This window comes from Nitrosospira multiformis (assembly GCF_900111585.1).
Taxonomy (GTDB): domain Bacteria; phylum Pseudomonadota; class Gammaproteobacteria; order Burkholderiales; family Nitrosomonadaceae; genus Nitrosospira; species Nitrosospira multiformis_B.
Map to the genome: position 1 here is coordinate 47919 of NZ_FOHI01000013.1, position 10152 is coordinate 58070.

The window sequence follows — 10152 nt, forward strand, 5'->3', positions numbered from 1 at the left end:
TGCAAAGACGGTTTACTGACAGCCTTGGCAACCCCATGCCATGTCTCTCAAGCGTTCAATCCAATATCATCACAGCAGCCAATGTCTGTGATGAGCAAGTTCCGGGACTATGTTAATGAATAGAAGCTTTACTGTTAAATGCAAAGACGGTTTACTGACAGCCTTGGCAACCCCATGCCATGTCTCTCAAGCGTTCAATCCAATTAATGGAACTCAGGAATACCCAAGAATTGAGTTTGACGCCCTATGGGATACAGGTTCGACCAAATCAGTAATAACCCAGCGTGTCGTCCAGGCATGCGGGTTAAAACCTATAAGAAAAGGCTTTACACAAGGTGTTAATGGGATAGGAAAGAGTCATGCTTACGTGATAAATCTCTCTCTTCCCGACAAGATTACCTTCTATGAACTGACTGTCGTTTCAACGAACCCAGGCAATGTATGGTGGGACGTGCTGATCGGCATGGACATAATTTCAACCGGCGAGTTATCAATAAAAAATGTTAACTCTAATACTGAATGGTCATTCAGTTATGGGCCTCAACAGAAGGTAGATGCAGCCTCAATGCGTCCAGCTAGGGGAGGGGGAGTGCAAATCTCTATCTCCTGAGGCTCCAGAGCGCGCCGTCCCATTCGCTTTCATAAATCTATACAATTTTTTCTGAAAAATGGCTAAGAGATCAAACCCGGTGGGCCAGCCCTCGGGGTTTCTCTTTACCTGAGGCTCTATAATCGATTTACATATGTTAGGTATTTCATAGTAAACCTTTCCTTATATTGTTAATCTACTCACTCGCTTATCTCTCCCAAAATAGAAAAGCGATTGCAGTACCCCCGCCCGGCTTATGCCGGGCTTTTTCTTTTTTTATTTCTGCTATATTGAAATTGCAGGGCGGCATATCCCTGCTTCTTTACGCTCCCTTTTAAACCCGCTTCTGCGGGTTTTCTTTTTGCAGAGAGGGGAAGGCTCTACCAGAAGCCCTACAATCGATTTAAATTAAGGGGTAGGCTCCCTTACTATTAAAAATTGGATTAAACTCAACCTGAGCCTTGCAGTGAAGCGTAGGGTAGGGCAGAGCTGAATCTCTTCCATTGTTGCAGAAGAAGAGGGTTTAAGGAAAAGGGTTCGGGAGCTGGAGGAGGAGTTGCAGAAGATTGGTGATACCTGATACTGTACTTTGATGCAGTAAGTCTATTAATCTGCCTGTTCAACAATACAAAATTAAAAAACTTAACTAGCTGGGCATGGAATGCTTGTAAGCTTTAAAAATAAAAATATTCCAATAAGAGGGTTAAAATGAATAACGATAGTTCCGATGTTGTATCTCCACCAAACTTCAGTGCCAATAATTTTATTATGGTGACAGGGTCTCGGGAGCTCGGTTTAATCTTGGGCCAGTCACGTCATATTTTTGACAGTAAGACTGGTAATCATGTGGGGCAAATAAAAGATTGGCATGCGAGTTACAGCATAAGCCCGGTCACTGCAAAGCAGTTGTTGAAGGCTTTGGACGATGCTATAAAAAATTATGAAGATAATTTTGGGGCAATCCAAGAGGATAAACTCGAAAGAAAGAAAAGTCAGGAATCTGGCGAAACTGAAGCGGTCTAAAAAGTATGTATGCCTCTTTGGTTTTATCCAACCAGGCTGTAGGGTTTAGTGCTGAGTATGAGTCAACCGAAAAAGATATTTTATTCGTCAGCGGCTCTTCCCAATCAGAAGATAATAAAATTACGGAGAATACTGAGGCCTCAAAAATAATAATAACGCTGGAAATATCAGATTTGGTTATTTCCAGCAAAATCTCATCTGGTCCTATTGAGATATTAAGCAATACTGGAGATATTGGCATGGAAGCCAAGATTGAAAAGATAGAGTCTGATATTTCGAATATTGGAAAAAGATTGGATTCTATTGATGCGAGTGTTAAAAACGTTAACGCAACAGTTGATCCTATGAGAGGAATTAAAGCGCATGTATGGTTCGCCAATGCAATTGCCACGCTAACTTTTGCGGCACTTGGAATTATTGCTAATTTTCTTTGGAATAATATTTCCTCTCTGGATGGGAAGGCTCACGAATTAACGAAGGATGTCTCTGCTATTAAAACTGATATTAATTACATCAAATCGGACATCAAAGAACTAAAAGAGAATACTAACTCGAAGTTGGATAAGCTCTTGGAGAGATCATCCAATAACCAATAATAAGCTTATTCATAATGTCTTATACTTAAAAAAACCCGCTTCGGCGGGTTTTTTTGTGATTGAGGTAGAGATATTGAACGGTATTTTTGACGGTATCCCGTTAATAATCCTTAATTAAAAGTTAAAATAAACAAATACTTAATTATTATATTCGGATGAGGCTCCGGCACCAATTTTAGCTTATTATTCAGCATCTTACCTAAAGCATAGTGTTCTTGTGGTGGTACTTTCATGGTACCATCTAATGAAACTATTGCTTGGTCGCATTCTCTCTTTAGACGTCCGCTACACTTACGCACGGGGTAAGGCATTCTATTACCAGCGCAAAATTCCCAAGGATTTACTTCACCGCTATCCCGGTTCAACTCATATCAAGGTTAATCTAAAGACCAGCGACCCCGCATTAATTACAAAAAGGGTTCGTGACCTCAATAGACAGCACGAGTCAACGTGGGCAGCACTTCGCGGAAACCCTGATCTACAGCCATTCAGTATCCGAGAAGCAGCGGTGAAGTTCCCCGCAGAGTATGGGCTGAAACCTCAGTCAGCAGCCAATGATGAGCATACCTTTGGTCGCCTCATAGATGTCTTTGAAGGGAAACATGAAGCGTATGCCCAGGGTGATGAGGAGTTGTACTGTAGTGCGGAGCCTGAGGAATTCCTGGACCCGGTTGAACTGGAATCACTCCAATTACTGAATGAGGAGCCTAAGTTTCGCCTTAGCGATGCCCTCCAGCTCTACCTTCACGGCCACAAGAATAAAGATAAAAAGAAGTTCCGAGCGGATACAGAGAGAGCATGGGGAAGACTAATAACGCTAATTGGGGATAAGGAACTTGAACAAGTAACCCGAGCAGATGCAAATGAATTTGTCTCCAGGGGAATTGCGGAAGGCGTTAAGACTACAACGATAGAACGACACATAAGTATTCTCAGGGCAATATTCAACGTGGCTATCGTAGAAAGGGAGATAGCTAAAACAAATCCTTTTCTTCGCTTGAGAATCCCAGGTCTAGGGGAGGATTCAAAGACTAGAGAGCCTTTCGATAATGAGCAGTTAGTTACCCTCGTCCAGGAGTGCAAGAAAGAGGATGATGATATTCGTTGGTTGCTAGCCCTACAGATAGACCTAGGATGCCGCATAGCTGAAGCTGCGGGACTGACATTGGAGGACTTACACCTAGATGTTCCCATTCCATACGTCTCCATTCGCCCTCATCCTTGGCGCACCCTTAAGACTAAATCCAGTAAGCGAAATGTACCCCTGGTAGGAGTTTCCCTATGGGCAGCACAGAGAATTATCCAGGCAGCACAGCCGGGGCAAACTCATGCTTTCCCCCGGTACACCGATAAGAACGAATGCAAGGCTACTCACGCTTCCAATACGCTAAATAAGTGGATTGAGTCCCGGTTAGGGGTCAATAAGACAACTCATGAGTTTCGCCACACCATCAGAGACCGCTTGCGTAATGTGGGGGCACCAAAGGATATTCAGGATGCAGTGGGAGGATGGGGTAAGGAAGATATTGGGGACAAGTACGGATTGCGAACATGAAGCTGTCGGACGGGGAGATCATCGAGAACTACCTGCTGCCGGCAAGGCGGTTTGTGGAAGGCACGACAGAAAAACGCAAAGGCCGCGATTGGCTTGAGAACTCAGCCGCGACCAATACGCGGCAGCCTCAAGTCAAGGCGACCAAAGAAAAAAGCTCCGCTCTTGTCGATCGTTCCGGCCTCTACTTGGCCGGTCTGTCGCGAGCGCGAAGCTCTAAGGGAAGAATATACACCGATACTGATCTAGTCAAGTACCGCAAGGAGAACCCATTTAACCTCAATATCCACTTTTCCCGTTCGGCGGCACCCGCTGCTAATGTTGCTAAAGTTGCTAACGACGATCCAACATTAGCAGGATTAGCAACATTAGCATTAGCAACGCCTTCCAGAAGCGGGGGGTGACCCCTTTCCGCGACCGCATGGAGCGCATCGTGGATACCCTCTACAACTTTCAGGGCCGCTTCAAGCCCCTGCACGGCAGGTTGCAGCACTCATGACTGCCTTGAATCTCGACATGGCCGACTGGCGGGAGCAACAATGGAGAATTACCTCTCGCATGTCCCGAAAGACCGGATCCTTGCGATTGTGGCTGAAGCGGTATCGCCCCCACATGCGCAAAGCATGAACGGACTCAAGAAAAGTCGATCTGGCGCGGCAAGCGGAACAGGTTTTATCCGGTTTGCGATGGGTGCCGGATAACTTCAAGGCAGTTAAACCGCAGCAAGAGCAGAAGTCCTGATCATCGCAGACCCCCTTCACAGGGGGGCGACAACCGAAGATTTTTGCGCGTGCAAAAATGAAACCTTACGCAGTTTGAATGTTTGATGCCTGCCTGCCCTTTGGCCCTTGGGTAACCTCAAACGTTACTTTTTGACCTTCTTTCAGCGTTTTGAATCCGGACATTCCGATTGCCGAGAAGTGCGCGAACAAATCCTCGCTGCCGTCATCAGGGGTAATGAAGCCAAAGCCTTTTGAATCGTTGAACCACTTTACTGTGCCAATTGTCATTTTTATTTCCTATACATATCAATCAAAAAAATACCCTTGTTGTCACGGCTGACCACATCTTGTCAATCTGTAAGAGAGGAATATGTTCGCTCCGTACCTAAGAAATCGATGCGTTCAAGATCATCCCTTACTTAAAATCATTTTTGCATATAACTGCCCTCTATCCCTATGCTATGTTTAGCAGATTCTTGGAAAGCTAAAAGAAGCCGTGATACAGGATCACGGAAATACCGAATATGACAGCTGCAGTACCCAATATGACAACTACATTACCAAATATAGCAGCAACAGTAAGGATAATTTTTCGCTTCATTACATTACTTTTCCTGGGAAAGGGGAGCGTGCAGGGAGTCGCGATGCCTTTTAAACAGAAGGCCCTTGGGCTACCCCCATTACAGAATGGTTATTATGGTTGTACTAGGATGATATAGCGCGGAAAAGGCTGAAAACGGACGATAGACGGAATGGCTCGAAATTTCCTTGATCTCTTGCATGGTTTGCGCGATGTATCCTTCGCATTAGGGCGCGCATTATTCCCTAATCCTTGGAATTTGTCGATATAACTTTTACCGGTAAGCCTCAAGCTCCTGAAAAATTAGTTCAGGTTTTGGAAGAAGAACTACCCTTACAAAAGGGAATGGGAAATTTCCCGAAATAACCAACCGCAGTTACAGGAGAACGATAATGAGCAACAACGGTGGACCTGCTTTTCCTGCTGAATGGACTAACACGGGCGACCAGAACAGGACAGCGCCAAATGGCGTTGTCGTCGCCCCCGGCGAAACTGTACAACTACATGGCATGTCGCTCAGGGATTGGTTCGCGGGACAAGCCATGCAAGGGCTGATTGCGGACACGGAGTTTCCCCTTGACCACGATGGGCTGGCAAAAGCGGCATACGACATTGCAGATGCCATGCTCGAAGCAAGGAAGCAGTCCCGTTAAACCTACCTAAGGTATCGCGATCAACGCGAGTTCCTCAACCGCGGCGATCCCTTAGAGCACTGCGGGAAATCCGGCAGCGACGGTAAAATTAATCGAATGATGCATTAGGCGAACCATAGCCAAAACAAACACTCAATAGAGAGTTACAGAGGGATCTCATGTTACAGATGGATCTCCTGTATCAGCAACAGCGACTCGACAACATGCGGCAACAAGGTAATTACAACCATGGAATGCCCCATCCTGGCAGATTCTAGGCCTGCACGGAAGTGAACAGGCGAGCTTTAGAGGCCAGAGGGAGGAGTTCCATATCAAAAAAGCCTGCCAAGACATAGGGTTTTTATCCCCACCAACCCGCTTCGGCGGTTTTTTATTTCCATACGTTAAGTATTTAACGGTAGAGCCTTTCTTATATTGTTAACCTGCTCACTCGTTTTTCTCTTCTCAAAGAGGGAGACGAATGCAGTATCCACGCCCGGCGTTTGCCGGGCTTTTTTGTTGCCGCAATCTGATTCGGTTTTCTTTTTGGATGATGATCTAAACCAAAATACAGGAGGCAGCAAGACTCTATCTGGAGTTGACGTTTGATGCTGTAAAAGAGCTGAGCAAAGTAGCGGTAGCGGCGGTACCAATAGCTAGACGGCTTTAGTAAGGAGAAAGCGATATAGGCGCCCATCCTTTGCTTTTTAAAGTTATTTCCTGGAACGGCTGGTTATGCTTTTGGTGGGAGAGGAGGGTTTAATTTCTTGATTTTCAGCTTTTTTGAGGGTGACTTCTAGAACTCTCTCATCTGGAAGATTTATTCTCATGACGTATGTTGAACCATTCCTGTGCAAGGATTGTTTAACACGCACATAGACGCCATTGAGGTCTTTGGCTAATTGGGACAGTCCAGATTTGAATTTTTCGTAATCGACAATAATTTTGTAAAGACCCGCGAGCGATGCGCCAATAGTAATGGTAGTGATAACGCAACCGAGCTCGTATTCAGTTCGGATAACCCCAACGTCTTCCGCATAGGGGCTCCCTGCGAGGCGTGATAGGAATAGCTCAGAGACTTGAGACGCCACGTATTCCGCTTCCTCAAGGGAAAGAGAGTCGCCTGGGGTGACATTTGTGCAGTAGGTAACAGCCCCAATCTCGTATAGTTCCAAGACTTTTTCCCGCAATCGATTGTAGTTTTAAGAAATGCTTATAAAAGAAAAGTATAGATGTGGGACCAAAATTTGGAGAGAAATCTGTTGAGCATAAATTAAAGCCCCGTCTGTTTTGGAGACTCAGAATCGCCAAATTTGTCGGCACAGGCTTCATCAATCGCTCGTGCAGCAAGATCACTGCCAATACCCTTCATATGCTGAAGAATACAGTCATTATAGTTAGTAGCTTCTGGTACACGATGGTTATTGGATTCCGTCTGGCGATTACAAGAAGCAATTTGAGTAAGTAATAATAAGAGGACTATGGGAGTCAGCGATCTCATTATTTATCCTTGTGTTGCTTCGGTTTTATCGTCTGACGAACAGAGTTTGAATTAAACACTTCTTCATTCAGCCATATTATAGCTATGGATAGGGTTGCAGGTATGATTGTTGAATCAATTTCAAGTGTTTGACATAACTTGGTTCCATAAACAGTAATGGAATTATGGAGTTTCAGCCTGAGAGCGCAGGAGATTGCCAGGCGATCATGATGAAATAGGCGGTCTTTCGATCAGAATTCTTTTGCAGAATTATTAAAAATTTTGTTTTGAGGCTAAAGTTGCACAAAAAGTTGACGTTGATCAACCAAAACCAGCATAACCTGCTATCGGTATCACATCCCCAGCATCGTTTGCGCAGGTTATACACCCCCGCTGGATATCTCCCGAGCTGGTGTATTCTGCTGTAGGAAAATTTCTTACACAGAAATGCTGTCATTTTCTACACCCAAATCGGACAACCTCCGGTTTTTTCTCCCCTTCCAAACCTCCACAATGCAGCCATTCACTGTGATGGAGGTAAAAATGCAAACCAACGAACTGACAGCGGAAATCAAGGACTTTAATCTGACTTATCTCATGCTGGCCCAGCAAATGGTAATCGCCGACAAGGATATGGCGATTTTCAGGCTGGGGATAAGCAAGGACATCGCCGATATCCTGGAAGTGCTGACTCCAGGGCAGATACTCAAGCTGGCAAACTCCAACATGATGCTGTGCCGGATACGTTTCGACGACAATTTGGTCTTCGGCATGCTTGCCAATTACACCAAAGACAAATTGATGGCGCAATCCCATACGGCAATCCTGCTTGCAGGACAGCCGGTTGAAGAAATTTCATAAGTATTTCCTGAAATATTTGCCGAGAATTTCCTGGGGAAGCGAGCTTCTCGGGTTTGAGGACAAGGAGAAGGGGGAATCAGTTATGCGCAAGAAAAGCATTGTGTCGGAAGCCAACGAAATAAAGACAGCGATCGAGTTGATTCGCCTGGGTGCGCGTCTTCAGTTACTGGAGTCTGAAACCACCCTGAGCCGCGAGCGGCTGATCAAACTTTATAAGGAACTGAAAGGCGTTTCCCCCCCCAAGGGAATGCTGCCGTTTTCCACCGATTGGTTTCTTACGTGGCAGCCCAATATACATTCCTCCGTATTCGCTGACATTTACCGCTATCTGATTGCTCATGGCGACTGCCGGGGAATCAGCGCAATCATCAAGAGCTATAAGCTTTATCTGGAGCACTGCAAGGTCTGCGAGATGGAGCCGATACTCAGCCTGACGCGGGCATGGACGCTGGTGCGCTTCTTTGAAAGCAAATTGATGCAGACCACTGCATGCAATCAATGCGGGGGGCATTTCGTGGTGCACGCGAACGATCTCCATCACCGCTACGTTTGCGGGCTGTGCCATATGCCTTCCCGAGCCGGCAAAACCAACAAGGCGCGGACAGCGATGGTGGCAGAAGCAGCTTAAGCTGTAGCACCTAGCGCTCCCATACTCGCGCAGCTCCTTTTTTTCCGCGCGGAGGACATTGTTCTCCGCCAGCGTCCAATTTCTTTCTCTCCTGAGCCGGAATTCTTTCCGGCTGTTTTTTGCTTTTTTCCGCTTACTTTCCGGGAAGCAATCAACACACGTGTCGATGGACTAAAGTCCGCCGGGTTTGACCCGTTATAGAGAACACATCCAGGATTTTGCTGCGTTACCGCAGTTTTGCCGTAGAAGAGCCGTGATGAGGCGGAGAGGCAACATTGCTTGAGCCAGGCGCTCTGGACTACCGGTGTGCTTCTAAAATTACCTATTCCAGCAGTGCAATAGTCAATACAGGAAATATCAGAAAAAGATGTTGGTCATTATTGGATCTCTCATCGTGCTGGGGTCGGTGTTCGGTGGTTTTGCTTTGACTGGCGGACACTTGGCTGCACTGTTTCAACCGGTCGAGCTTCTCATGATCGGGGGTGCGGCAATGGGCGCATTTACCCTGGGCAATACGAAAAAAGCCCTCAAGGCCACCTTCAAGTCACTTCCCAAGGTTGTGCAACCTCCCCGGTACACCAAAGCCTTGTATATGGACCTGATGGCGCTGCTCTATGATCTTCTGGTCAAGGTTCGCAAGGAAGGATTGATGTCGATCGAGCCTGATGTCGACGATCCCAATGAAAGCGCGATTTTTGCCAATTATCCCGATATTCTTGCCGAGCCCGTTGCGCTCGAGTTCTTGACCGACTACCTTCGTCTCATGGTGGCAGGCAATCTCAACGCGTTCGAGCTGGAAAATCTGATGGACAACGAAATAGAGACTCATCACCAGGAAGGCGAAATTCCCGTGCATTGCATAAGTCGGTTGGCAGACAGCATGCCGGCATTCGGCATCGTTGCGGCGGTAATGGGGGTGATTCATACCATGGCATCCGTGGGACTGCCCCCCTCGGAACTGGGTGTGCTTGTCGCTCAAGCGCTCGTGGGAACTTTCCTCGGTATTCTTCTCGGGTATGGGTTTGTCGGGCCCTTTGCCTCGATACTGGAACAGAGGCTCAATGAATCGACGAAGATACTGCAATGCATCCGGGTCACCTTGCTGGCAAGCATCAATGGTTATACTCCTGCACTGGCAGTCGAATTTGGACGAAAGGTGCTCTACTCGACGGAGCGGCCCAGTTTCTCTGAACTGGAAAGCCATGTCAGACGGGCAAAAGACAAATAAGAAAGGGGAAAGAGGTCAGTCGTGGCCCAGACGCAGCATCGTATCGTCATAAAGAAGGTAAGGAGGCAAAGCCAGGGGCACGGAGGCCAGTGGAAGATTGCCTATGCAGATTTTGTAACTGCGATGATGGCGTTCTTTCTGCTTATGTGGCTGCTCGGTTCCGCGATGTCACCGGCAAATGTAAATTGATACAGGGTGGCAAGTGAGAATTGATACACCTCGACATAGGGATAATTGCCGCTTTTTGAGCGGCGATGTTTT

The 10152-nt window shown here is 46.5% G+C and carries 13 protein-coding genes; 11 read left to right on the forward strand and 2 right to left on the reverse strand.

Going from position 1 to position 10152, the window contains the following annotated elements:
- The first annotated feature begins 115 nt into the window (after positions 1-115).
- From BMW46_RS14365 to BMW46_RS15495, 6 genes are all read left to right on the forward strand, one after another.
- Positions 116-610 (forward strand): retropepsin-like aspartic protease, encoded by a 495-nt coding sequence (locus tag BMW46_RS14365; RefSeq protein ID WP_177171108.1) that lies wholly within the window; start codon positions 116-118, stop codon positions 608-610.
- Between the two features lie 687 nt (positions 611-1297).
- On the forward strand, positions 1298-1612 hold the full coding sequence (locus BMW46_RS14370) for a DUF3467 domain-containing protein (protein ID WP_074709344.1): 315 nt from the start codon (positions 1298-1300) through the stop codon (positions 1610-1612).
- A gap of 5 nt (positions 1613-1617) precedes the next feature.
- A complete protein-coding gene (locus BMW46_RS14375) occupies positions 1618-2208 on the forward strand; it encodes a hypothetical protein (RefSeq protein WP_074709345.1) in 591 nt (196 codons plus the stop codon).
- A gap of 244 nt (positions 2209-2452) precedes the next feature.
- Positions 2453-3763: a phage integrase gene (locus BMW46_RS14380; RefSeq protein WP_074709346.1), complete on the forward strand. Its 1311-nt coding sequence runs from the start codon at positions 2453-2455 to the stop codon at positions 3761-3763.
- Positions 3760-4164, forward strand: a complete 405-nt coding sequence (locus BMW46_RS14385) for a hypothetical protein (RefSeq protein WP_074709347.1) — start codon at positions 3760-3762, stop codon at positions 4162-4164. Before BMW46_RS14380 ends, BMW46_RS14385 begins: the two co-directional genes overlap by 4 nt.
- A 135-nt stretch (positions 4165-4299) precedes the next feature.
- The gene (locus BMW46_RS15495; RefSeq protein ID WP_177171109.1) at positions 4300-4461 is read left to right on the forward strand and encodes a hypothetical protein; all 162 of its coding nucleotides are present in this window, start codon (positions 4300-4302) and stop codon (positions 4459-4461) included.
- Between the two features lie 105 nt (positions 4462-4566).
- Here BMW46_RS15495 and BMW46_RS14390 read toward each other — a convergent pair whose 3' ends face one another.
- On the reverse strand, positions 4567-4770 hold the full coding sequence (locus BMW46_RS14390; protein WP_074709348.1) for a cold-shock protein: 204 nt from the start codon (positions 4768-4770) through the stop codon (positions 4567-4569).
- 684 nt (positions 4771-5454) lie between these two features.
- On the opposite strand from BMW46_RS14390, the gene BMW46_RS14395 reads away from it, so the two are divergent.
- Positions 5455-5715, forward strand: a complete 261-nt coding sequence (locus tag BMW46_RS14395) for a hypothetical protein (RefSeq protein ID WP_074709349.1) — start codon at positions 5455-5457, stop codon at positions 5713-5715.
- Positions 5716-6407: 692 nt separating this feature from the next.
- Here the strand turns inward: BMW46_RS14395 and BMW46_RS14400 are convergent.
- Complete coding sequence (locus BMW46_RS14400) at positions 6408-6869, reverse strand: hypothetical protein (protein WP_074709350.1); 462 nt, start codon at positions 6867-6869, stop codon at positions 6408-6410.
- An 848-nt stretch (positions 6870-7717) separates the two neighbouring features.
- On the opposite strand from BMW46_RS14400, the gene flhD reads away from it, so the two are divergent.
- The 4 genes from flhD to BMW46_RS14420 all read left to right on the forward strand — a co-directional run bounded on the left by flhD (position 7718) and on the right by BMW46_RS14420 (position 10080).
- A complete protein-coding gene (flhD, locus tag BMW46_RS14405) occupies positions 7718-8035 on the forward strand; it encodes a flagellar transcriptional regulator FlhD (protein WP_074709356.1) in 318 nt (105 codons plus the stop codon).
- Between the two features lie 82 nt (positions 8036-8117).
- Positions 8118-8663 (forward strand): flagellar transcriptional regulator FlhC, encoded by a 546-nt coding sequence (gene flhC / locus BMW46_RS14410; RefSeq protein WP_074709357.1) that lies wholly within the window; start codon positions 8118-8120, stop codon positions 8661-8663.
- A 367-nt stretch (positions 8664-9030) separates the two neighbouring features.
- A complete protein-coding gene (motA, locus tag BMW46_RS14415; protein ID WP_074709351.1) occupies positions 9031-9891 on the forward strand; it encodes a flagellar motor stator protein MotA in 861 nt (286 codons plus the stop codon).
- Between the two features lie 21 nt (positions 9892-9912).
- Positions 9913-10080, forward strand: coding sequence for a flagellar motor protein MotB (locus BMW46_RS14420; RefSeq protein WP_081355835.1), 168 nt, complete (start codon positions 9913-9915; stop codon positions 10078-10080).
- The last annotated feature ends 72 nt before the right edge of the window (positions 10081-10152 follow it).

Excerpts from the sequence above, each read along its gene's own strand:
- BMW46_RS14385 (WP_074709347.1), top strand. The coding sequence starts at position 3,760 with ATGAAGCTGTCGGACGGGGAGATCATCGAGAACTACCTGCTGCCGGCA.
- flhD (WP_074709356.1), top strand. The coding sequence starts at position 7,718 with ATGCAAACCAACGAACTGACAGCGGAAATCAAGGACTTTAATCTGACT.
- motA (WP_074709351.1), top strand. The coding sequence starts at position 9,031 with ATGTTGGTCATTATTGGATCTCTCATCGTGCTGGGGTCGGTGTTCGGT.
- BMW46_RS14365 (WP_177171108.1), top strand. The coding sequence starts at position 116 with ATGAATAGAAGCTTTACTGTTAAATGCAAAGACGGTTTACTGACAGCC.
- BMW46_RS14370 (WP_074709344.1), top strand. The coding sequence starts at position 1,298 with ATGAATAACGATAGTTCCGATGTTGTATCTCCACCAAACTTCAGTGCC.
- BMW46_RS14375 (WP_074709345.1), top strand. The coding sequence starts at position 1,618 with ATGTATGCCTCTTTGGTTTTATCCAACCAGGCTGTAGGGTTTAGTGCT.
- BMW46_RS14390 (WP_074709348.1), bottom strand. The coding sequence starts at position 4,770 with ATGACAATTGGCACAGTAAAGTGGTTCAACGATTCAAAAGGCTTTGGC.
- flhC (WP_074709357.1), top strand. The coding sequence starts at position 8,118 with ATGCGCAAGAAAAGCATTGTGTCGGAAGCCAACGAAATAAAGACAGCG.
- BMW46_RS15495 (WP_177171109.1), top strand. The coding sequence starts at position 4,300 with ATGGAGAATTACCTCTCGCATGTCCCGAAAGACCGGATCCTTGCGATT.
- BMW46_RS14395 (WP_074709349.1), top strand. The coding sequence starts at position 5,455 with ATGAGCAACAACGGTGGACCTGCTTTTCCTGCTGAATGGACTAACACG.
- BMW46_RS14380 (WP_074709346.1), top strand. The coding sequence starts at position 2,453 with ATGAAACTATTGCTTGGTCGCATTCTCTCTTTAGACGTCCGCTACACT.